The 23,055-nt window shown below is 75.0% G+C and carries 18 protein-coding genes; 4 read left to right on the forward strand and 14 right to left on the reverse strand.

Annotation, left to right across the window (positions count from 1 at the left end; all coding sequences use genetic code 11):
* Positions 1–2: 2 nt before the first annotated feature.
* The 4 genes from mycP to eccB form a co-directional block, all read right to left on the reverse strand.
* The gene (mycP, locus tag IF30_RS0133210) at positions 3–1,289 is read right to left on the reverse strand and encodes a type VII secretion-associated serine protease mycosin (RefSeq protein WP_324605673.1); all 1,287 of its coding nucleotides are present in this window, start codon (positions 1,287–1,289) and stop codon (positions 3–5) included.
* Between the two features lie 100 nt (positions 1,290–1,389).
* Positions 1,390–1,680, reverse strand: a complete 291-nt coding sequence (locus IF30_RS0133215; RefSeq protein WP_030245454.1) for a WXG100 family type VII secretion target — start codon at positions 1,678–1,680, stop codon at positions 1,390–1,392.
* 138 nt (positions 1,681–1,818) lie between these two features.
* Positions 1,819–2,124 carry a WXG100 family type VII secretion target gene (locus tag IF30_RS0133220; RefSeq protein ID WP_030062514.1) on the reverse strand — a complete coding sequence of 102 codons (306 nt, stop codon included), beginning with the start codon at positions 2,122–2,124 and terminating at the stop codon, positions 1,819–1,821.
* Positions 2,125–2,320: 196 nt separating this feature from the next.
* Positions 2,321–4,000 (reverse strand): type VII secretion protein EccB, encoded by a 1,680-nt coding sequence (gene eccB / locus IF30_RS0133225; RefSeq protein WP_030245455.1) that lies wholly within the window; start codon positions 3,998–4,000, stop codon positions 2,321–2,323.
* 204 nt (positions 4,001–4,204) lie between these two features.
* Here eccB and eccE point away from each other — a divergent pair, with 204 nt between their 5' ends.
* From eccE to IF30_RS0133240, 3 genes are all read left to right on the forward strand, one after another.
* A complete protein-coding gene (gene eccE / locus IF30_RS0133230; RefSeq protein ID WP_078891892.1) occupies positions 4,205–5,620 on the forward strand; it encodes a type VII secretion protein EccE in 1,416 nt (471 codons plus the stop codon).
* Complete coding sequence (locus tag IF30_RS0133235) at positions 5,620–6,387, forward strand: hypothetical protein (protein WP_051711745.1); 768 nt, start codon at positions 5,620–5,622, stop codon at positions 6,385–6,387. The genes eccE and IF30_RS0133235 overlap by 1 nt, the downstream gene beginning before the upstream one ends.
* 131 nt (positions 6,388–6,518) lie before the next feature.
* Entirely contained in the window at positions 6,519–8,684 is a 2,166-nt protein-coding gene (locus IF30_RS0133240; protein WP_030245460.1) for a MinD/ParA family ATP-binding protein, read from the forward strand.
* Positions 8,685–8,741: 57 nt separating this feature from the next.
* Here IF30_RS0133240 and IF30_RS0133245 read toward each other — a convergent pair whose 3' ends face one another.
* From IF30_RS0133245 to rimP, 10 genes are all read right to left on the reverse strand, one after another.
* Positions 8,742–9,686: a bifunctional riboflavin kinase/FAD synthetase gene (locus IF30_RS0133245; protein WP_030245462.1), complete on the reverse strand. Its 945-nt coding sequence runs from the start codon at positions 9,684–9,686 to the stop codon at positions 8,742–8,744.
* Positions 9,687–9,779: 93 nt separating this feature from the next.
* Complete coding sequence (locus tag IF30_RS42350) at positions 9,780–13,475, reverse strand: hypothetical protein (RefSeq protein WP_051711747.1); 3,696 nt, start codon at positions 13,473–13,475, stop codon at positions 9,780–9,782.
* A gap of 253 nt (positions 13,476–13,728) precedes the next feature.
* On the reverse strand, positions 13,729–14,658 hold the full coding sequence (truB, locus tag IF30_RS0133255; RefSeq protein ID WP_030245465.1) for a tRNA pseudouridine(55) synthase TruB: 930 nt from the start codon (positions 14,656–14,658) through the stop codon (positions 13,729–13,731).
* A 48-nt stretch (positions 14,659–14,706) separates the two neighbouring features.
* Positions 14,707–15,810: a DHH family phosphoesterase gene (locus IF30_RS0133260; protein ID WP_078891893.1), complete on the reverse strand. Its 1,104-nt coding sequence runs from the start codon at positions 15,808–15,810 to the stop codon at positions 14,707–14,709.
* Between the two features lie 2 nt (positions 15,811–15,812).
* Positions 15,813–16,253: a 30S ribosome-binding factor RbfA gene (gene rbfA / locus IF30_RS0133265; protein ID WP_030245468.1), complete on the reverse strand. Its 441-nt coding sequence runs from the start codon at positions 16,251–16,253 to the stop codon at positions 15,813–15,815.
* A 153-nt stretch (positions 16,254–16,406) separates the two neighbouring features.
* The gene (locus IF30_RS0133270) at positions 16,407–16,703 is read right to left on the reverse strand and encodes a DUF503 domain-containing protein (protein ID WP_030245470.1); all 297 of its coding nucleotides are present in this window, start codon (positions 16,701–16,703) and stop codon (positions 16,407–16,409) included.
* A gap of 150 nt (positions 16,704–16,853) precedes the next feature.
* The gene (infB, locus tag IF30_RS45845; protein WP_078891894.1) at positions 16,854–19,985 is read right to left on the reverse strand and encodes a translation initiation factor IF-2; all 3,132 of its coding nucleotides are present in this window, start codon (positions 19,983–19,985) and stop codon (positions 16,854–16,856) included.
* A gap of 229 nt (positions 19,986–20,214) precedes the next feature.
* A complete protein-coding gene (locus tag IF30_RS0133285) occupies positions 20,215–20,508 on the reverse strand; it encodes a YlxR family protein (protein WP_078891895.1) in 294 nt (97 codons plus the stop codon).
* Positions 20,509–20,611: 103 nt separating this feature from the next.
* Entirely contained in the window at positions 20,612–21,619 is a 1,008-nt protein-coding gene (nusA, locus tag IF30_RS0133290; RefSeq protein WP_030245479.1) for a transcription termination factor NusA, read from the reverse strand.
* A 55-nt stretch (positions 21,620–21,674) separates the two neighbouring features.
* Positions 21,675–22,211, reverse strand: coding sequence for a ribosome maturation factor RimP (gene rimP, locus IF30_RS0133295; RefSeq protein ID WP_030245480.1), 537 nt, complete (start codon positions 22,209–22,211; stop codon positions 21,675–21,677).
* Positions 22,212–22,495: 284 nt separating this feature from the next.
* Between rimP and IF30_RS0133300 the strand changes: the two genes are divergently transcribed.
* On the forward strand, positions 22,496–23,055 hold a 560-nt coding region (locus IF30_RS0133300; RefSeq protein ID WP_158835662.1), incomplete at its 3' end, for a hypothetical protein.

Consider the following 23,055-nt stretch of genomic DNA (forward strand, 5'->3'; position numbering starts at 1 on the left):
GATCAGTCGGCGGACTTGCGCCGGTGGTCGCGCAGCACCACACCGCCGCCGATCAGCAGGGCGACCAGCAGCACGCCGACACCGAGGACGTACGTCGCGGTGCGGCCGTCGCGGTCGGCCTGGGTCTCGCCGAGGCCCACCGGCCGCGGCACGATCGGGGCGGAGGCGAGCTGCACCGGGGCGTCCGGGGTGGGGGTGGCCGGCGCCACGTCGGGGGCCTTGGTGACGGCCTTGACCGGGTCCACCACGCCCCAGCCGACGAACCGGTCCGGGTCGCGCTGGGTGCGCTGGGCGGTCTGCTCGATCCAGGCCCGCACCTGGGCCGGCTTCCACCCCGGGTGGGCGCCGACCAGCAGCGCGGCGAGCCCGGAGACGTACGGGGCGGCGAAACTGGTGCCGTTGTCCACGCACTGGCCGCTGCCGGGCACGGTGGACAGCATGTCGACGCCGGGCGCGGCGACCTTCACGAAGGAGCCGTACTGGGAGAACGGGGCGCGCTCGTTGTTGCGGTCCGAGGCACCGACGGCCAGCACGGTCGGGAAGGCGCCCGGATAGGTGTCGCCCTCCTTGCCGTCGTTCCCGGTGGAGGCGACCACCACGACACCGGCCGCTTCCGCGGCCTCGATCTCGGCCTTGAGCTCCTGGTACCCGCCGAAGTGGGCGTCGCCCGCGCCGCGCACGTCCTGGGAGATGTTGATGACCTTGGCCTTGGCCGCGACCGCCTCGTGGACGGCCTTCACGAGCGTGGAGACGTCGCCGTTGCCGTCGCTGTCGTTCTGCCGGATCGAGAGGATCTGGGCGTCGGGGGCCAGTCCGACGAAGCCGGTCCGGTCGCTCTTGCGGGCGGCGATGATGCCGGCCACCTTGGTGCCGTGACCGACCGGGTCCTCGGTGGACTTGCCCGGGACCGGTTCCTTCGTCTCCCGGTTGACCAGCAGGTTGGAACCCTCCTGGACCTTGTCGACCGGCGGCGGGGGGTTCTTGTCGACCGCGGGGTCGGTGGCCGGCACCTGACCGGCCAGCTGCGGGTTGTTCCGGTCGACGCCGGTGTCGATGACCGCGACCTTCACGCCCTTGCCCGTGGTCCTCCCGCCCTGCCACAGCTCGTCCAGCAGCAGGCGCTGCAGCGACCACGGCACGGTCTGCACGTCGGGCGCGTTCTTGGGGCAGTCGCCCGCGGCGGCCAGCCCGGGCCCGCCGTCGGCGTACGCCGGGGCGGCGAGCGGGCCGCCCAGCACCGCCAGCGCGGCCAGTGCCGCGGCCGCCTTCCGGTACCCGCGTCCGGACACCCTGCCACCCCTCATGTCGTCCACCCGTGCCGCGCGCCGAGGGGCGGGTGCCCGGAGTCCGGGTACCCGCCCCCTGTCGTTCCCCCTGGGGAACGCGTCGTCAGTGCCAGAGCTTGGCGTTGTTGTCCTCGGTCGTCTTGTAGCTCTGCGCGGCGTTGTCCAGCGAGGTCGCGATCTGCGTGCAGACCTGCTGGAGGTCCTTGGCGCGGTCGTCCCAGACCTTCTGGTGGGCCTGGTAGCCCTCCTGGGCGACGCCCTGCCAGCTGGAGGCGATGCGCGTGACGTTGCCCCGGAGGTCGTTCAGCAGGTGGTCGATGCGGCCCGCCGAGGCCCGCACCTCCTCGGCCGCGTGGTGAACGGTCTCGAAGTTGACGAGAATGTGGTCGGACACGTTGTCTCCCTTGACGAGGGTGCGGGGCGTCCTGCGGTCAGTGGCGGACGCCCCGCCGAGCGGTGGAGCGGAACAGACCGGCGATCGGCGCGCGGGCGGCGATCAGCGCGGGTGACGGCGATCAGCGCGGTACGGCGATCAGCCCTGGGCGGTGGAGAACATCGCCTTCTGCTCTTCTTCGGTGCTCGCGTAGTGCTTGGTGGTCTGCTCGATCGCGTGCTTGATCGCGTTCAGCGACTCCTTGAGCTTCGCGATGTCGTCGTTGACCTTGTTCTGCAGGTTCGTGTACGCGGTCGCCGCCTGGCCCTGCCAGCCACCGGTGATGCCCGAGACCGTGCTGATGAGCTTGGTCCGCTCGGCCTCGATCTTGCCGATGGCCTCTTCGATCTGCTTGGCGAAAGCCAGCATCTCCTGAGCGGTCATCGTGAACTGACCCTGAGCCATGCTCCACCGTCCCCCATGAGACAACATTGCGTATGCGGAGGGCCCTGCGGGCCCCGACCGCCGCATCACCCGTGTGATGCCCAGCAGCACTGTAGTCGGCACACGCAGCTCGCCCAACACCGAGCACTGAGTAGTTACCAGACCATGACACTGCGGCCAAATCCACTGCCGCGCCTGGTCGATCGGGTGTTCTGCGTCAGGCGTTCTGCGGCTGGGCGGCGCTCTTCGCGGTCAGCGGCGGGCCCGCCGGGACCAGGTCCGACCACTCGTGCGGCACCGGCAGCGGCTGGACCCCCTGGTAGCCCAACCGGGCCTGGTTGCCGCCGGGTTCGTCCTGCTGCTGACCGGGCTGCTGGTCCGGCGCCCCGGGGGCCGCGGTGCTCGGCTGCGGCGTGGGCTGCTTCGGGGCGCCCGCCTGTCCGGGCTGCGGCGAGGCGGTGGCGTGGCCGCCGTCACCGTTGGACGGCACGGCGTAGCGCAACCCGGTCTCGGTGATCAGGTAGTCGGTGCCGGAGCCGCCGGTGCTGTTGTCCAGCGAGCGGTAGAACAGCCCGTGCCCGGGGGTCACGTACCCGGCGCCGGCGCCGTTGTTGTACGGCGCGGGGTACGAAGTCCCGGCCCAGACACTGCGCTTGGGCGTACGGCCGTCCTCGGCGACGCCGTCGAAGGTGCTGCACACGACCAGCCGGGCGTCCTGGCGGTCCTGCCAGTTGTTGACCGGCGCACCGGACTTCAGCGGCCAGTCCGCCGGCGTGTCCGGCAGTCGGACGTCGCCGCCCGCCATGGAGTTGTCGGCCGGGGTCATCTCGTCGCTGCGCGGCTTCTTGTCCTGGTCGTACTTGTAGAGCACCTGGTAGGCCGGGTTCTGCCGGATCAGCTCCGCCTGGAACGGGGTGACCAGGTAGAGCTGGTCCTTGCCGACCACGTAGTGGCGGTCCTGGTAGTGCACCAGCCGGCCGATCCGGCGGTCGGCCGCGTTCTCCAGCTTCACCGCGGAGTTGGCGCCCTGGGAGTCGGCCATGCCCTCGACCCTCGGGAAGGTGACCGGGGTGCCGCTCACCAGGGTGTCGAGCCACTCCCGCTTGACCCGCTGCGGCACCGCGTTCGGCCCGAACACCGCCGTGATCAGCGCCTTGCGCTCCTTGTCGTCCGACTGCGGGGAACCGATCTCGTGCTTGCGCCCCTGCGCGTCGACGAGGAAGACCTTCGCGCCCGCGGCAGCCGGCTGACCCGGCGCCGGCACGGCCGCCACCTGCTGCTCGTCGGCCTGCTGGACCAGCATCAGCTGGTCCGGGCCGAGCATCCGGTCCTTCGCCGACAGCGCCGCCGCGTCCGCGCCCGCCGCCACGAACACCGCCTGGTTGACGGTCTCCTGCTTCTCGTCCGAGCCGGGGCGGTCGCAGACCGCCCACTTCATCGACTGGCTCGCGTTGTCCTTGGTCGGCAGCTTGTCCGGCGCGTACGGGATGCCGATCGTCGGACCGTGGTTGGGGTACCGGTCGAGCACCCCGTCGTCGACCACCACGACCTTGGCGTCGGCCGGCAGCACCAGTCGCGCCGACGACATGTTGAGCACCTGGTGCAGCCGCTTGGTCTTGTTGTCCGGGTCGGTCAGCACCACGTAGCGGGTGGTCGACTGCTTGCCCTGGATGATGTTCTTGCCGTCGTCCCACTTCACCGGCGCACTCGGCTTGAACACCCCCCAGAGCCCGAACCCGGCCACGACCACCACCCCGGCCAGGACGCTCGGCAGCACCGCCTTCACCGGACGCGGCGCGTCCTCGTCACTGCCGCCGCCGGCGGGCAGCAGGAACGCGCCCACCGTCCGCTTGCGGGCGAAGGTGTAGGCGTTCAGCTCGTCCCGGCGCGATGCCATCCTCGTCGTCCCCCTTGTCGGACCTGTCAGACCTGTCAGCCCTCGTCGGCCGTTGCCGGACCGACCCGCCCCGTGGTCCACCCGCCGGGCACGAACCGGCGCGAACCCTCTACGATGCGGCAGCAGACGGTGAGTACGGTACGGGTACGGTCCGCGAACCAGCCAGTCGGGCCGCGACCACGGATCAGAGAGGGCCACCGGGGGATGCCAAGCCAGACCGCTCCAGGACGCCGCCGCACCACGGGAGGTGGGAGGTCGCGCCGGGCCGGTCGGGCGCAGCACGCCGGTCCGCCGCCCGCCGGGGCCGGGCCCGACCGTCCGCAGCCGGGGCCGCAGCCGGGCGCCGGCGGCGCCGTCCAGGTCCGGGTCAATCCCCGACCGGGGCTGCTCGGCGGCCGGTTGAAGCTCCAGCAGCTCGTCCTGGTCGAGGTCGCGGCGGCCCTGGTCGCGGTCGGCTGGACGATCAGCCGCCCGGCCGCGGCCGGCTTCGGCGCGGTCGCCCTGCTCCTGCTCGTCGTCGCGGTCGTCCCGCTGCGCGGGCGGACCATCCCGGAGCTGCTTCGGGTGCGCGCCGCCCTCAAGTCCCGCCGCAGGAATGCCCGGACGCTGCTGCCGCCGGCCGGCACCGACCCGGCGCTGGCACCGGCGCTGGAGCTCGAACCTGGGCTGCGCACCTGCACCCACGCCACCGAGGCCGAGTTCGGCGGCCGCCCCGTCCGCCGGGAGACCGGCATGGTCGGCGACGGCACCTTCCTCAGCTCGGTGCTGCTCGTCCAGGCCAAGGACCAGCCGCTGCGCCCGGTGCGCACCGCGCTGCCGCTGCCGCTGGACGTCGTCTGCTCGGCGCTCACGGTGGACGACATCACCCTGGAGTCGGTGCAGCTGGTCCAGCACACCCAGCCCGCCCCTGCCCCCCACCTGCCCGAGCAGTCGCTGGCCGCCCGCGCCTACCGCGAACTGCCGGACGGCACCTCCACGCCGGGGCTGCGGCTGACCTGGGTCGCCCTCAAGCTCGACCCGGAGCGCGCGGCGACCGCCGTCCGGGCCCGCGGCGGCGGCGAGGAGGGCGCCCGCAAGGCACTGCAGCGGGTGACCGACCAGCTCGCCGGGCGGCTCAACAGCGCCGGGTTCAACGCGACCGTGCTGGACGAGCGCGAACTGATCGCCGCCCTGGCCATCTCCGCCTGTGCCAACCCGATCGCGGTGGCCGGCCGCCAGGGCACCGGCAGCGGCGGCGGCACCACCCGCCGCACCCAGGAGGGCAACCGGTTCTGGCGGATCGACGACCGCTGGCACACCACCTACGGGATCTCCCGCTGGCCGCAGCTCAGCCGCCCCGGCGGCGCCCCCGGCCGGATCGCCGCGCCGGACCTGGTCAACCTGATCACCGGCTCCCCGGCCCTCGCCAGCACCTTCAGCCTGACCGCCGGGCACGGCACCGGCGGCTCGGTCACCATCAGCGGACACCTGCGGGTGACCGGGCGCAGCGAGAGCGAGGTCGGACTGGTCGGCCGCCAGGTGGAGACCAGGGCGCAGAGCGCCGGCCTCGGCCTCGTCCGGCTCGACCTGGAGCAGGCCCCCGGCATGCTCGCCACCCTGCCGCTGGGAGGAGCGTCCTGATGGCGTACCAGACCTACCCCGCCCTCGGCCCGCAGCCGGGCACCGAACAGCGCCGGCCGCGGCCGCGGATCCTGCCCGGCTTCGGCCTGCGCGGCCCCCGCCGGGAGAAGCACGTCCTGGAGCCGGCCGACCTCGCGGCCCTGGCCTTCCCGGTCGGCGACGACGGCGTGGTCATCGGCGTCGACCCGCAGGGGCTGCCCGCGGTGCTCGGCCTCTTCCGCCCCAGCGCGTACGACCTGGTCCTGGTCGGCGGCATGTGGACGGCGCAGATCATCGCGCTGCGGGCCGCCGCGATCGGCGCCCGGGTCGTGGTGGAGACCGCCCGCGGTCAGCTCTGGGGCCCGATGGCGCAGGCCGCCGGCGGCGGCCAGCCGTGCGTGACGGTCCACCAGGTCGGCCGACTGGGACCGCAGGGCGCCTCGGTGGCCTCGCCGGTGCTGGTGGTGCGCGACCTCGGCGCCCGCCCGCCGCGCAGCCGGCTCTCCGCCGCGCCCTGGCAGACCACCCTGACGCTGCTGCCGTACCTGGGCCCGAACGCCGCCCGGGTGCTGAACGCCGCCGACCTCGTCGGCGTCCAGCGGATCTCCCCGCAGGAGGCGGAGCTGACCGGCCGGGTGCTGTCGCTCCCGGCGCAGGACGTGGCCACGCTGCCCACCCTCGGCGACGACCTCACCCTGTGGGCGACCCGGATGCGGCGCCAGTACGTACGGGCCGTGGCCGGGCAGGCCGAGCAGCAGGTGCTCGGCGGTCCGCGACGGATGGACTGAGCGGCGGCTCGCCGCACCCGGCGGGCCGCCGCGGAACCGAAGCCGCCTTCAACGGGGGTTGCCGTACGGCCTAGTCTGTGATGCGGCAACGGCACCGCTGAACAAGCGGCGGCGAACACGAGGGAGCCAGAGTGAGCAGCGATCGGGACGGCGTCTACGTCGGCGACAACGCGGCAGAGGACGACGACGACTGGTCGGACGCGCCTGACTACACTCCCCCGTCCTGGTACGTGCAGACGGAGGCGGCCGCGGCCCCGGCTCCCGCTCCGGCTCCCGCTGCGTCGGCGGCCCCTCCGGTGGGGCCGCCCGTCGGCGCGCCCGCTGCGGAGGCCGTGCCGCCCGCGCAGGCGCCGGCCGCGCCGGACGCCCCGGCGCAGGAGGCGGCGCACGCCCAGGCGCCGGCTCCGGCTCCGGCCCCGGCGCACGACCAGGCCCCGGCCGAGGGCCAGGCCCCGCCGGCGGCCCCGGTGCCGCCGCCCGCGCCCGTCGCCCCGGGGCCGTCGGCGCCTCCGGTCCAGGCCGAGGCGCAGCACGTCCCGTTCCCGGCGCCGCCCCCGATGACGGCCCCCGTCCCCGTCCCCGCCGCCGAGCAGCCGCCCGCGGCCGCCCCTGCCTGGCCGCCGGCGGAGGGCTCGGTCCAGCCGCCCGCACCCCAGCCGTACCCGGCGCCCGCCCCGGCTCCCACGGCGGCCGCGCAGCCCCCGCAGCCCGGACCGCCGCAGGCCTTCGCCCAGCCGCCCGCCCAGGCCGTCCCGCAGCAGCCGCAGGACGCGCAGGCGGCGTGGGATCCGCAGGCCGCCTGGGCGGCCCAGGCCCAGGCCCAGACGGCCGCCGCCGCACAGCAGCCCGCGCAGGCCCAGCCGCCGGTCCAGCCGCAGCCGCAGGCCCAGCCCGGCCCGGTGGACCCGCGCCAGGGCGGCTGGCCGCAGCCCGCCGCGTACCAGCAGCCCGGCCAGCCCCAGCCCGCCCAGCCGCAGCAGGTCCAGCAGCCCCAGCCCCCGGCCCCCGCGCAGCAGTGGCAGCAGCCGCAGGCCCCGCAGCCCGCCGCGTTCCAGCAGTCCGCCGCCCCGCAGCAGACCGCGCACGGCGCGCCGCTCGGCTACACCGCCGCCGTCGAGCTGTCCTCGGACCGGCTGCTGCGCAGCCAGCCCAAGCAGCAGCGCCAGCAGTCGCGCTTCCAGTTCGGCGGCAAGGCGGCGGCGGCCGAGAAGGCCCGCCGGCTGGAGATCATCCGCACCCCGGTGATGAGCTGCTACCGGATCGCCGTGATCAGCCTCAAGGGCGGGGTCGGCAAGACCACGACCACCACCGCGCTCGGCGCGACCCTGGCCAGCGAGCGCCAGGACAAGGTGATCGCGATCGACGCCAACCCGGACGCCGGCACCCTGGGCCGCCGGGTCAAGCGCCAGACCGGCGCGACCATCCGCGACCTGGTGACGGCCATCCCGCACCTGCGCAGCTACATGGACATCCGTCAGTTCACCTCGCAGGACCTGAACTCGGGCCTGGAGATCCTGGCGAACGACGTCGACCCGGCGGTCTCCACCACCTTCAACGACTCGGACTACCGCCAGGTCATCGACGTGCTGGGCCGCCAGTACCCGATCATCCTGACCGACTCGGGCACCGGCCTGCTCTACAGCGCGATGCGCGGCGTGCTGGACCTCGCCGACCAGCTGATCATCGTCTCCACCCCCAGCGTGGACGGCGCCTCCAGCGCCTCGACCACCCTGGACTGGCTCTCCGCGCACGGCTACGCCGACCTGGTGCAGCGCAGCATCACGGTCGTCTCCGGAGTCCGCGAGACCAGCAAGATGATCAAGGTCGAGGACATCGTCGCGCACTTCCAGACCCGCTGCCGCGGCGTCGTCGTGGTGCCGTTCGACGAGAGCCTGGCGGCCGGCGCCGAGGTCAACCTCGACATGATGCGGCCCAAGGTCCGCGAGGCGTACTTCGAGCTGGCCACCCTGGTGGGCGAGGACATCGTCCGGGCCCAGCAGGCCGCCGCCCAGCAGTCCTCCTGGCAGCAGGCGCAGGCCCCGCAGCCGCAGCCCTACCAGGCCCAGGGCGCGCAGTCCCCGCAGCCCGCCCCGGGCGCGCCGTGGGCACCGCAGCCCGGCCAGGCCCCGCCGCCCCCGGCCGGGTACGGCTACCCGCAGCAGCAGCCGTGGGCGCCTCAGCAGGGCGCGCCCGCCCCGCAGCCGGGCCCCGACTACGGCTACCCGGCCGCCGGACCGGACGGCTACCAGCCCCCGCCGCCCGGCTACGGCTACCCGCCGCAGGCACCCCAGCAGTGACGGCACGGGAAGGGGCCGCCGACACCGGGTCGGCGGCCCCTTCCGTCGCTGCGCGGCTCAGACGCCGTCGGTCAGCTCGCGGGCGCGCTTGACGTCGTCGGCCATCCGGTCCAGCAGCGCCTCGATGGAGTCGAACTTCTCCATCCCGCGCAGGTAGGCCAGGAAGTCCACCGCGACGTGCAGCCCGTACAGGTCCAGGCCGACCCGGTCGATGGCGTACGCCTCGACGGTACGGGCGGTGCCGTCGAAGGTCGGGTTGGTGCCCACCGAGATCGCCGCCGGCATCCGCTCGCCGTCCGCCGTCAGCCAGCCCGCGTACACGCCGTCGGCGGGGATCGCGCTGTGCGGCACGGTGTCGACGTTGGCGGTCGGGTAGCCCAGCTCGCGGCCGCGCTGCGCGCCGCGCACCACCTCGCCCTCGACCCGGTGCGGACGGCCGAGCACCTCGTGGGCGCCGGCCATGTCCCCCGTCTCCACCAGCCTGCGGGTCAGGCTGGAGGAGAACGGCTCGCCGTCCCCGGCCGTGCCGCACACCTGCAGGTCGACCACCTCGACCTCGAAGTCGTCCGCCCGGCCCAGCTCGGTGAGCAGCGCGACGTCCCCGGCGGCCCGGTGCCCGAAGCGGAAGTTGGGGCCCTCGATGACGACCCGCGCGTGCAGCGCGTCCACCAGGACCTGCCGGACGAAGGTCTCCGGGGACTCCTTCGAGAACTCGGTGGTGAACGGCAGCACCAGCACCGCGTCCACCCCGAGCTCCGCGATCAGCTCGGCGCGGCGCGGGTGCGGCGCGAGCAGCGGCGGGTGGCTGCCCGGGCGGATGACCTCCCGCGGGTGCGGGTCGAAGGTCACCACGACCGCGGGGAGGCCGAGTTCGCGGGCCCGCTCGACCGCCCGCCCGATGATCAGCTGATGCCCGCGGTGGACCCCGTCGAACGAGCCGATGGTGACGACGCTGCGTCCCCAGTCACCGGGGATCTCCTCCAGGCCACGCCAGCGCTGCACCTGACCGCTCCTTGTTCCGTACGGCGCGTACCCTCTGTACGCTCAAACGCTCAAAACCCGAACCCCTATAGCGTGCCATGCGCCTGCCCGGGCTCAGGCACCGGAATGCGGGTTGAGCGCACCGGCGGCCGCGCGGCCCACCCCGGTCGCGGTCCGCTCCGCCTCGGCCGCGGCGTACTGCGGATCCCGGCCGGCCGCCGCCAGGGCCCGCATCCGGACCAGCCGGGGGCCGTCCGGAGCGGTCGGCGCGGCGTCCCGCGGCCAGCGGACCAGCAGCAGGGCGAAGGCCGCGAACCGTCCGGCGCAGCGCACCAGCAGTTCGTCGGCGTCCGGCAGGCCGGGAGCGGCGCGGGCCAGCACCGCGCGGGCGCGGGCGGGCTTCTCGGCCGCGCAGTGCTCGGCGAGCCGCTCCACGGCGGCGGTGAGCACCGCCGGGTCGGCCTCGGTGGCGAGCAGGGTGTCCAGCAGCTCGCAGCGCAGCGCGTCCGCCGCCGGGTCGGCCACGGGCCGGGACAGCACCTCGGCGAACGGCACCCGCGCCGCCGCCGTACGGGCGGCCAGGGCGGCGCCGAGCAGGACCCGCAGTTCCAGCCGGTCGGCCGGGCCGACGGCGCCGCCCCGCGCCAGCCGGCGGCCGAGGTAGTCGACGGCGACCGGGCCGGCCAGCGCCGGGTGCGCCCGCAGCAGCCGGGCGGCCAGGTCGGCGCCCCGCCGGACGGCCCCCGGGGCGGCGGCGTCGGCGAGCACCCGCAGCGTCTCGGCGGGGGCCGCGCCGGGCGCCGCCAGCCGGTCGGCGAGCGCGGCCAGGACGGCCTCCGGGTCGCTCTCCAGGGCCGGGGCGAGCGCCCTCGGGGTCAGGAAGGCGTCGCCGCCGGCCCGGTGCAGGGCGAGCGCGGCCGGGAGGTGCCCGGCCCGGGTCGCCGGGTCGCGGACCAGCAGGGCCAGCGCCGCGCCGTGCAGACCGGGCTCCTCCTCGCGGGCGAGCAGGGTCAGCGCGGCGTACCTCAGCAGCTCGGCTCCGGCGCCGGTCGCGTACGGGGCGGTCCGCAGCCCGTGCACGGCCGCGGCGACGTGCCGTTCTGGCCGCCGGTCGTGGCTCCAGCGGTCCACCGCGCGGCACAGCGCGGACGGCTCCTCGGCGGCGAGCACGGTGAGCAGCGCGTCCGCCCGCGGGTGCGCCGCGGCGGCCAGCGCGTCGGCCAACTCGTCCAGGGCGAGCCGACGGTGGGCGTACAGCAGGTCGTGGGCGAGGTCGGCGACGACTCGGCACCCGCCGGGGCCGGCGCGGCCCGGCAGGCCGCGCGGGTCGTCGAACCAGGCGCACAGCAGCGGGAACACCGCGACCGGGTCGGCCCGCAGCCGCGCGGCCACCGCGTCGAGGAAGCGCTGCCCGGGGCCGTCGGCGACCACCAGGCGGCGGAGCAGCGCGAGTTCGGTCTCGGCGGGCAGGCCGAGTCCGGTCCAGAACGCCGGGCCGAAGCGGCCGAGTCCGGCGGCCGGGAAGGCTGCCGCCCCAGCCGCCGCTCCGCCCGCCACCCCGCCTGCCGCGCCGGCCCGTTCGGCGATCCGCCCGGCCAACTGGTCGAGCAGCGCCCGGTGTTCGGTGACGTCCGGGCTGGCGGCGAGGCCGGCGGTGAGCAACCGGGCCGCCCACCAGGCGGGTTCGCTGCCGGGCGGGCGCAGGTCCAGGGCGCGCCAGATCCGGTGCAGCCACGGGTCCAGGGCGGGCGCGCCCCAGGTCTCGGCGACCCGGCTCAGTGCGGCGGCGACCGGGCCGATCCGGTGGCGGGGGACGGTGTACGCCCGGGCGGCCGCGCCGGGCCGTCCTTCTCCGCCTCCGACCCCGCCCCCGACCCCGCCCCCGGTTCCCGCCCCGGGCTCGTCACCGGACCAGGGGGGCGTGTCCTCGTCCTCGCCGAGCAGCAGCCGCAGCGCCGCGTCCAGGTCCAGGTGCAGGCCCTGCAGCCAGTCGGCGAACTCCCCGTGCGCGAAGCGGAACCCGGGGCCGGCGGGCACGAACAGGCCGTCGGCGAGCACCGCCGCGGCCCAGCCGCCGTCGGCCGGGAACAGCTCTTCGAAGGCCGCCCGGTCCAGCCCGCCCGGCTCGGTGCCGAGCATCCGCCGGGCGCCCTCGTGGACCCGCCCGGCCACCGCCGCCGCGAGTCGGCGCACCCGCCCGGGCGGCGGTGCGCCGGGCCGGGCGGCGCCCCGCCGGTGGGCGCCGGGGCGCCGCGTCCGGCCGTCCTCGGCGAGCCGCTGGGCCACCCGCAGGCAGCGCAGGTCCAGGAAGGCGCCGAACAGCTCGCCCCGGCTCGCCGTGCCGTCCCGCAGCCCCTCCGCCCACAGTTCGCCGGCCAGCCGGAGAACCAGCGGGTGCCGGGCGTCCTCGGCGGCGGTCGGCCGGTCCGGCGGCAGCCCGTACCGGCGGCGCACCCGCTCGGCGGCCTCGACGGGCAGCGGGCCCAGCCGCTGCCCGATCAGGCTGGGCGCGCCCGGGCCGCCGCCGTCCATCCGGATGGTGGGGGCGCTGCTCAGGTCGCCGTCCGGGTGCGGCTCCTGCTCCTGGCCCCGGTGGGCGCCCGGTGTGCCGCCGCCCCAGGTCTCGGCTGCCAGGCGGTCCCAGAGCTCCTCCCCGCAGGCGGTCAGCAGCCGCGCCCCGCAGCCGGTGAGCCACTGGCCGGCGCCGCGCAGCCAGCGCGCGTCCAGCGGGGCCGGGGCCTCCTCCGGGCCGTCCAGGACCACCAGCAGCGGCCGCCCGGCCGCCGCGCACAGTGCCGCCACCGGTTCCGGGGCGGGCGCCGGGATGCCGAGCCCGGCCGCCGTGGCGGCCAGTGCCCGCTCCATCGGGTCGGCGAGCGAGCGGTCCTCGGCGCGCAGGTCGGCGCCGCGCAGCCAGAGGGTGGGCAGCGGCGCGTGGGCGCCGGAGCGGCGGACGGCGAGCGCGGCGAGTTCGGTGGAGCGCCCGCTGCCGGGGGCGCCGACCAGCGCGGTGACGGTCGCGGGCGGCTCCTCCCCGGCCAGGCCGTCCGGCCGGTCCACCCGGTCCGCGGCGAGCCCGGCCACCCGTCCGGGCCCGGCCCCGGCGGCCGACAGCTGGGCGGCGGTCAGCCGCAGCACCCCGGCCAGGTTGAGCGCCGACCCGTAGGCGGGCACGGCCGCCGCGTTGCGGGCCAGCAGCCCGGCCAGCACCTCCGCGGCCTCCACCGCCCCCGCGGGGCCGGTACCGGGGCTCCCCGCCGCCACCGCCGGCAGTGCCCCGCCGTGCTGGGGCCCCCGTACGGCGGGCGCGGCCAGCGCGATCACCGCCCCGCTGCGCGCGTCCAGCACCGGCGAGCCGGCCGGCACCGTGACGCCGCCGACCACCGGCACATCCAGGAGCAGCACCCCGCCGAGCAGGTGCCCGCCGTAGGCGGCACCGGTGAGCCCGAGCAGTCCGCAGCGCAGTGCGACCGCCCGGCCGTCCTCCCCCTCCAGCGCGGGCAGCAGCACCTCGCGCCCCGCCCCGGCCGCGCCCACCGGCAGCGGCGGCACCGGGAGGCCGCCGACCCCGTCGGTGCGCAGCACCGCGAGGCCGTACTGGGGCAGCGGCAGGACGGCGTCCGGGCCCAGCACCCGGGTCTGGCCGCCGGGGGTGTGCAGGACGATCCGGTCCAGTCCGGCCACGCTCTCGTGTGCGGTGAGCACCCCGCCCTGCGGGTCGGCGACGAACCCCAAGCCGCGCAACCGCCCGTTGAGGTCGCGGATCCGCAGCAGGTAGCGCCCCGGATCGCCGTCCGGAAATCCCGGCATCTGTGTCCCCCTCGACCGTTGCTCGCCCACCGCCGGGAGCCTGCCCGCCGGGAGGGCGGTCCGACCGCGCCTGCGCCGCTCACCACGGGCGTTCACCTCGCGCGCTCCTCCGTGCGAGTGACCCTTCACGATCGAGTGACGGAGCCCCGAAAAGTGCCGGAGACCCGAAAGACGGAGACCCGAAAGACGGAGCCCCGAAAAGGGAGAACCCCCGCCGGGAGGACTCCCGACGGGGGTGGCGGAGAGACCGGGCTCAGCCGACGAAGACCGCGACCGGCTTCGCCTGCCCGTCCTTCTCCTCGACCAGCGCGAGGAAGCGCCCGTCCGGCGCGAACACCGCTATCGGCCCGTCCACGCCCATCCCGGGCGCCTTCAGCCGGGCGCCGTGCGAGAGCTTCTGCGCCGCCGCCTCGTCCAGGTCCCAGCGCGGGAAGGCCGCCGCCGCGGCCGCCGCGATCGGCAGCACCTCCAGCCCCGTCGCGGAGTCGCCGGTGACGGCGGCCTCCAACTGCTCCAGGGTGCGGGCCGACTCCACCCCGTACGGCCCGACCCTGGTGCGCCGCAGCGCCGTCAGGTGGCCGCCGACGCCCAGCCCGGCGCCCAGGTCCCGGGCCAGCGCGCGGATGTAGGTGCCGGAGGAGCACTCCACGGTGACGTCCAGGTCGATCACCGGCGTGCCGTCCTCGGCGACCGCCGCGCGCTGCGCGTGCACCGTGAAGGAGTGGATGGTGGTCGGCCGGGCCGCCAGCTCGAAGTCCTCGCCCTCGCGCACCCGCGCGTACGAGCGCTTGCCGTCGATCTTGATCGCGCTGACCTTGGACGGCACCTGCAGGATCTCGCCGGTGAGCGCCGCGATCCCGGCGTCGATCGCCTCCCGGGTGACGGCGTCGGCCGCCGTCGAGGAGGTGACCTCGCCCTCCCGGTCGTCGGTGACGGTGGTCTGGCCGAGCCGGATCGTGGCCTCGTACGTCTTGGCGGTCAGCATGAGGTGGCCGAGCAGCCGGGTGGCCCGCTCGACGCCGATCACCAGCACGCCGGTGGCCATCGGGTCCAGGGTGCCGGCGTGCCCGACCTTCCGGGTCCCGGCCAGCCACCGCAGCTTGGCGACGACCCCGTGGGAGGTGATGCCCTCGGGCTTGTCGACGATCACCAGGCCGTCCGGGCCGGTGCCTTTGCGCTTCATCGGGTTCTTTCTCTGAAAACGACATGCAGGGTGCTCAACGCAGGATGCTCAACGTACCGGCAGCAGCGCGCTCCTGAACCGCTCGACCACCGTCGCCACGTCCTCGCGGACGCTGAACCCGGCCGCGAAGACGTGCCCCCCGCCGCCCAGTCGGGCGCAGGCCGCGGCGACGTCCACCGCGCCCTTGGAGCGCGACGAGCCGCGCAGCGTGCCGTCCGGGTCCTGCTTGAGCACCAGCGCCACCTCCGCCTCGGCCGGGCGTCGCAGGACGTCGATCAGCCCCTCGATCTCCTCTACCGTGACGCTGAACAGCGCCAGGTCCTGGTACGGCACCCAGGTCCACACCAGGCCCAGCCCGCCCGCCGCCTCCGGCTCGTACACCGCCCGGTCGAGCGCGCCCGCGAGCACCTTGAGGTAGCCGAAGGAGGAGGTGTCCCACAGCTGCCGGGAGATCAGGTCGTGCCGGATGCCGGTGGCCAGCAGCCGGCCGGCGAGCTCGTGGGTGGCGGGGGTGGTCGCCCGGTACTTGAACGAGCCGGTGTCGGTGGCGACACCCGTGTAGAGGCAGGTGGCCAGGTCCTGGTCGAGTTCGACGCCGAGGCGGCGCAGCAGTTCGTCGACCAGTACGGCCGTGGCCGGCGCGGTCGGGTCGATCAACTGGTGGGTGCCGAAGCCCGGGTTGGAGGCGTGGTGGTCGAACACCACCAGGACGGGCGCGGCGAAGGCCTTGTCGTGCAGCAGGCCCAGCCGGCTCTCGGCGGCCACGTCGAAGCAGAGCACCAGCTCGGGCACCTCGGGCACCTCAGCGGCCGGCACGATCAGCTCCTGGCCGGGCAGGAAGGTCAGCGACTCGGGCACGATCTGCGGGTCGTCGCCGAAGGAGACCCGCACCTGCTTGCCGAGCGCGCGCAGCGCCAGCGCGGCGGCCAGCGAGGAGCCCAGCGCGTCGCCGTCGGGGCAGATGTGGCAGATCAGGTCGATCGACCCGGCCCGCCCGATCTCCGCCACCACCTGCTGCCAGAGCAGCTCGAAACCGCTCTCCTCGGCGCGCGGGCCGGGGAGCGCCGCGAGGGCACCCTCCACCGTGCTGGTGGAGGACGCCCCCGTGGTCGATCCGGCTCGCGAGGCGGCCTCCGCCGACTCACCCGCCATGACTACTCGTCCTCGTCGTCACGCTCGGCCGCCGGGGCCCGGTACGGGTCGACGTCGCCGGCGTAGGTCGCCCCGGCCGCCTGCGTGCGGACCTCGGCGTCGGAGAGCCGAGCCCGGTCGAGCAGGTCGTCGATGTTCCGGGCGTTGTCCGGCAGCGCGTCGGCGACGAAGGTCAGCGACGGCGTGTGGCGCACCCCGATCTTGCCGACCTCGGAGCGGATCACGCCCTTGGCGCTCTCCAGCGCGGCGGCCGTGGCCTCGCGCTCGGTCTCGTCACCGAAGACGGTGTAGAAGACGGTGGCCTCGCGCAGGTCGCCGGTCACCCGGGTGTCGGTGATGGTCACGAACCCCAGTCGCGGGTCCTTGATCCGCCGTTCCAGCGTCTGGGCGACGACCACCTGGATGCGGTCGGCGAGCTTGCGCGCCCTTGCGGTGTCGGTCACGTTGCCTCCTCGTGCAATGGGCCCGGTACCCGGGCGAAGTGCGCACCCGTCGGGGCCCATGCCCCAAAGTACCGGCCCGCGCCCGGCCTTGCGGGCGCTCTCGGTCCTGATCCGTGTGAGAACGGCGACTTCCGCCACCCTGCTCCACGGCTCTCATTCGTCGTCGTCGGTGTGGTACCTCCTCCTCGCGGAGAGGAGCTGTACCTCGGGGCGGCCGACGACCAGCCGCTCACAGCTGTCCAGGACCTCGGTGACGTACCCGGCTTCGCCGGAGACCACCGCGAGGCCGATCTCGGCCCGGCGGTGCAGGTCCTGGTTCCCGGTCTCGGCAGCGCACACGCTGTACTTGCGCTGCAGTTCGGCCACGATGGGCCGCACGATCGAACGCTTCTCCTTGAGCGAGTGGACGTCGCCCAGCAGCAGGTCGAAGGTGAGTGTTCCCACGAACATGTGTGACAGGTCTCGCCGACCTGGAAGGCCTCGGGGAGCAGCCCGGAACCGGGCTGGCGCCGCTACATCTGACTACCCCGGACCCTACACAGCGAGACCGGGGCCGGTCGACGGAAATACCACCCGTCGACCGGCCCCGGCTGTGACCGACTAGGCGCGCGGCTTCTCGCGCATCTCGTAGGTCTCGATGACGTCGTCGACCTTGATGTCGTTGAACGACCCCAGGGTGACGCCGGCCTCGAAGCCCTCGCGGACCTCGGTCGCGTCGTCCTTGAAGCGGCGCAGACCCTCGATGGTGAGGCTCTCCGCCACGACCTTGCCGTCGCGGATGAGGCGGGCCTTGGCGTTGCGGCGCAGCAGGCCCTCGCGGACCAGCACACCGGCGATGTTGCCGAACTTGGAGGAGCGGAAGACCTCGCGGATCTCCGCGGAGCCGAGGCGCACCTCCTCGTACTCGGGCTTGAGCATGCCCTTGAGGGCGTTCTCGATCTCCTCGATCGCCTGGTAGATGACCGAGTAGTACCGGACGTCCACGCCTTCCTTGTCGGCCGCCGCACGCGCACGGCCTTCGGCGCGCACGTTGAAGCCGATGATGATGGCGTCCGAGCCCATCGCCAGGTCCACGTCGGACTCGGTGATGGCACCCACACCGCGGTGCAGGACCCGGAGCTCGACCTCCTCGCCCACGTCCAGCTTGACGAGGGCGTCCTCGAGGGCCTCGACCGAACCGGAGACGTCACCCTTGATGATGAGGTTGAGCTGCTCGATGGAGCCGGCGGCGATGGCCTTGTCCAGGTCCTCCAGGGACACCCGGACCCGACGCTGCGCGAAGGCGGCGTTGCGGTCGCGGGCCGAGCGCTTCTCGGCGATCTGGCGGGCGGTGCGGTCCTCGTCGACGACGATGAAGCTGTCGCCGGCGCGGGGCACCGAGGTCAGACCGAGCAGCAGCACCGGGCGGGACGGGCCGGCCTCGGCGAGGCTGTTGCCGTTCTCGTCCAGCATCGCGCGGACGCGGCCGTAGGCGTCGCCCACGACGATCGAGTCGCCGACGCGGAGGGTACCGCGCTGCACGAGCACGGTCGCCATGGCGCCGCGGCCCTTGTCGAGGTGGGCCTCGATGGCGATGCCCTGCGCGTCCTGGTGGGGGTTGGCCCGCAGGTCGAGCGAGGCGTCCGCGGTGAGGACCACGGCCTCCAGCAGCTGGTCGATGTTGAGGCCCTGGCGCGCGGAGATGTCGACGAACATGGTGTCGCCGCCGTACTCCTCGGCCACCAGACCGAACTCGGTCAGCTGACCGCGGACCTTGGTCGGGTCGGCACCCTCGACGTCGATCTTGTTGACGGCGACCACGATCGGCACACCCGCGGCCTTGGCGTGGTTCAACGCCTCGACCGTCTGCGGCATGACACCGTCGTTGGCCGCGACCACCAGGATCGCGATGTCGGTGGACTTGGCACCACGGGCACGCATGGCGGAGAACGCCTCGTGACCCGGGGTGTCGAGGAAGGTGATCGGGCGCTCTTCGCCGTTCACCATGGTGGCCACCTGGTACGCACCGATGTGCTGGGTGATGCCACCGGCCTCGCCCGCGACCACGTTGGACTTGCGGATCGCGTCCAGCAGGCGGGTCTTGCCGTGGTCGACGTGACCCATGACGGTGACGACCGGCGGGCGCGCGGCCAGCTGGTCCTCGTCGCCCTCGTTGGCGCCGAAGTCGATGTCGAACGACTCCAGCAGCTCGCGGTCCTCGTCGTCCCGGCTGACGATCTCCAGGACGAAGCCCATCTCGTCGGCGAGCAGCTGCAGCGTCGCGTCGGAGACCGACTGCGTCGCCGTGACCATCTCACCGAGGTTGAACATGACGGAGACGAGCGCGGCCGGGTTGGCGTTGATCTTCTCCGCGAAGTCCATCAGCGAGGCGCCGCTCGACAGGCGAACGGTCTGGCCGTTGCCGCGAGGCAGCATCACACCGCCGACGGACGGGGCCTGCATGGCCTCGTACTCCTGGCGCTTCGCCCGCTTCGACTTGCGACCGCGCGCCGGGCGACCGCCCGGGCCGCGACCGAAGGCGCCCTGCGTGCCACCACGGGCACCCGGGCCACCGGGACGACCGCCGAAGCCACCGGGACGGGGGCCGAAGCCACCGCCACCACCCGGGGCACCGCCACCGGGACGCGGACCGCCGAAGCCGCCGCCACCGGCCGGGCGCGAACCCGGACCGGCCGGACGACCCTGGAAGCCCGGACGTGCGCCGCCACCGGCACCCGGACCACCCGGACGGCCACCGGGGCCACCCGGACCACGGCCACCGGGACCACCCGGACGCGGGCCGGCCGGACGCTGCGGCATCATGCCGGGGTTCGGACGCGGCATGCCGGACGGGGTCGGGCCACCGGGACGCGGCGCGGCCGGACGGGGCATGCCGTCGGGACGCGGACGGTCTCCACCGGGACGCGGCGCACCGGCACCCGGAGCACCAGCGGGACGCGGACGGTCGCCACCCGGACGCGGCGCACCGGCACCCGGAGCACCAGCGGGACGCGGACGGTCGCCACCCGGACGCGGCGCACCGGCACCCGGAGCACCGGCCGGACGCGGACGGTCGCCACCCGGACGGGGACGGTCGCCACCCGGGGCGCCCGGACCGGCCGGACGGCCACCCGGCGCGCCCTGGCGGCGGTCGCCGGGGCGACCCATGCCGGTGGCGCTGCCCGAGGTGAACGGGTTGTTGCCCGGACGCGGGCCGGCCGGGCGCGGGCCCGGACGGGCACCGCCGGCGGCCTGGCCACTCGGGCGCGGGGCCTGGGTGGACGGACGCGGGGCGGCGTCACCGGCCGGAGCCGGCGAGGAGAACTCGGCCGCGGGCGCGGCCGGGGCCGCCGGAGCGGCGGGACGCGCCGCCGGGCGCGGGCCCGGGGTCGGTCCGGCCGGCTTCGCGGCGGCGGGGGCGGGCGCGGCCGGGGCGGCGGGAGCCGCGGCGGCCGGGGTGGGACGGGGACCAGGGGTCGCGCTGGGGCGCGGACCCGGGGTCGGTGCGCCCGGCTTCGGGGAACCCGAGCCGGCGGGGGCGGGCGCCGCGGTCTTCCGCGGGCCCGGCTTGGCAGCGGAACCACCACCGGTGGGGGCCACACCAAGCGCGTCAGTCAACTTGCGTACGACCGGCGCCTCGATCGTCGAGGACGCCGAACGGACAAACTCGCCGAGCTCGGTGAGCTTGGCCATGACGGCCTTGCTCTCCAAGCCAAGCTCCTTGGCGAGTTCGTAAACCCGGACCTTAGCCACTTCACTCCTGTCTATGAGTCCGGGGGTCTCGTCCGCCGGACTGTCGCTACTTCATGGGCGTACCCATCGCGTACTCATCGCGTACTCATCGAGTGCTCATCGCAATCTCGACCTACTTCCACATCGCGAGGTACCTGACTGGTGGCACGGCGCGCGGTCGCCCGAGCGCTGTGCTTGTTGCGGTGGTTCTCCGCCGCGTGGAGCGACGGCGTCGCGGGAGGCGGCCCGACTAGGGGGCTCCGCCCGCCCGCTCCCCGATGAACCCGCGGAGCCGCTCCGTGTCGAGCGTGCCCTGGAGCCGGAAGGCCCGGGGGAACGCCCGACGGCGGACCGCGAGGTCGAGGCAGGCCGGATCGGGGTGCAGGTGAGCGCCCCGGCCCGGCAGTGCGCCACGGGGATCGGGGACGCACTCGCCCTCGACCGCCGTGACACGCAACAGCTGGTGCTTGGCCGCTCGCTTGCGGCAGCCCACGCAGGTGCGTTCCGGGCGTGCTCGGACATGCGTCCAGCCAGACGAAGGCAAGTCTACCCCTCCGAAGCGACATGGCGCCGCCCCGCTGATCCCGGAGGACCGGCGGGCACGCCCTCGACAACGCCGGCCACCGGCCGGACGATTCCCCGAGCCGTCATTCGGGACGGCCGCCGCCGTCCTCCGACGCGCCCTCGGTGTCCGGCCGGATGTCGATCCGCCAGCCCGTCAGACGAGCGGCCAGGCGGGCGTTCTGCCCCTCCTTGCCGATCGCCAGCGACAGCTGGTAGTCCGGCACGATCACCCGGGCGGAACGCTGGGCGGCATCGACGATCTCCACGCTGGTCACCCGCGCGGGGGACAGCGCGGCGGCGACCATCTCGCGGGGGTCCTCCGACCAGTCGACGATGTCGATCTTCTCGCCGTGCAGCTCGCCCATCACCGCGCGCACCCGGGAGCCCATCGGGCCGATGCAGGCGCCCTTGGCGTTCAGCCCGGCGCGGCGCGACCAGACCGCGATCTTGGTGCGGTGGCCGGCCTCGCGGGCGATGGCGGCGATCTCCACGCTGCCGTCCGCGATCTCCGGGACCTCCAGCGCGAACAGCTTCTTCACCAGGCTGGGGTGCGTGCGCGACAGCGTCACCGAGGCACCGCGAACGCCGCGGCGCACCGCCACCACGTAGCACTTCAGCCGGGTGCCGTGCCGGTAGTCCTCGCCCGGGACCTGCTCCTGCGGCGGCAGGATGGCCTCCAGCTTGCCGATGTCGACCAGCACGCTCTTCGGGTCGTTGCCCTGCTGGACGACACCGGTGACGATGTCGCCCTCCTTGCCCGCGTACTCGCCGAAGGTCTGGTCGTCCGCGGCGTCGCGCAGGCGCTGCATCATCACCTGGATGCCGATGCTGGACGCGATCCGGCCGAAGCCGCTCGGGGTGTCGTCGAACTCCTTCGGCTCGACCCCCTCGTCCAGCTCCGCCGGGTCCTCCGTCGCCCACACGGTGACGTGGCCGCTCTTGCGGTCCAGGTGCACCCGGGCGCGGCGGCGCGAGCCCTCGGTGCGGTGGTACGCGGTGAGGAGGGCGGACTCGATGGACTCGACCAGCAGGTCGAAGGGGATGTTCTTCTCGTTGACCAGCGTGCGCAGGGCACTCATGTCGATGTCCACGGCTACGCCTCCTCGTCTTTCGTCACGTTCGTCATGGTCGTACGGCACCGGAGGGTCACTCGGCGCCGTCGTCCCCCTCGTCGAAGTCGGCGGCCTCGTCCAGGAGCTCGTCGTCCTTGCGGTTGAACTCGACCTGGACGCGCGCCCGGGCCACCTCGGCGTACGCCAGACGGCGCTCCTTCGGGCGGCCGCGCCCCTTCACCGGCTGCACCTCGACCAGCGCGCCGTCCTCGTCGGCCTCCAGCACCCGGGCGACCAGCTCCCCGCCGTCCACCAGGTGGATCTTGGCCAGCCGACCTTCGGCGCGCTGCCAGTGCCGGGGCAGGACCAGCGGACGCTCCGCGCCCGGCGAGCCGACCTCCAGCAGGTACGCCTCGTCCCCCATCAGGTCCGACTCGTCCAGGGCCTCGCCGACCAGCCGGCTGAACTCCGCGATGGCGTCCATGTCCACGCCGTCTTCGGTGTCGACGTCGATCTGCACCTGCCGGCGGCTGCCCGCCCTGGTGACCCTGACGTCTTCCAAGTCCAGTCCGGCCTGCGCGGCCAGCGGCTCCAGCAACGCTCGCAGCCGGTCGGTGTGGGTGGTGCTCATCCGGGTGGACTCCTCGGCCGCGTCTGCTGTTGTCAGAAGGTCGCCGCGCGCCCTCGGCGCCACACCGGGTCACGGCAGCTCGGCCCAAAGCCTATCCGGTGAAGCACCCAACCACCGATTCCGGACCTCTCGCGACCGCTCGCACACCATCCACTGCGAGCAAGCTCACACCGGCCGGTCCGGGGCCCGGCGCGCCCGAACCGTGCCCGGGATCGTGCGGATTCTGTAATCATTCACGCCAACGAGGGCAGCCGGGGGGGCCGTCCTCCCGTACACGCCCCGGAGTGACCCCGATGCAGCCGCCCAGCCGACGGACCTTCCTGGCCCTCGGACTGCTCACCCTGACCGCCTGCACCGCCGGTCCCACCGGCCCGGCCCCCGGCAGCACCGGCCCCCGACCCGACCCGGACGTCGCCGTCCGGCTCCGCGCGATCGCCGCGACCGACACCCTGCTCGCCGGCTACGACGCCCTGCCCTCGGCCCCGGCCGCCCTCCGCGCCGAGAACGCCCTGCACCGCGCGGCCCTCGCCGAAGGCCTGCCCGCCTCCGCCGTCCCGTCCCCGCCCGCGACGTCCTCCGCGACACCGCCCGCGCCACCGACCGCGACGTCCTCCACGACGCCGCCCGCGTCCCCCACCCCCGTCGGCCTGGCCGCGCTGGAACGCCGGACCGCCGACTCCCACCTCGCCGACCTCGACGCCGCCGGCCCGCCCCTGGCCCGGCTGCTCGCCTCCGTCGCCGCCGCCCACGCCCTGCACGCGGCCACCCTCGGCGACCCCGCCCCGCCGACGGCCGGCCAGCCCACCGCTTCCCCCGCCCCCACCCCCGGCGCCACCCCGACACC

This window comes from Streptomyces sp. NRRL S-350, from assembly GCF_000719705.1.
Taxonomy (GTDB): Bacteria; Actinomycetota; Actinomycetes; order Streptomycetales; family Streptomycetaceae; genus Kitasatospora.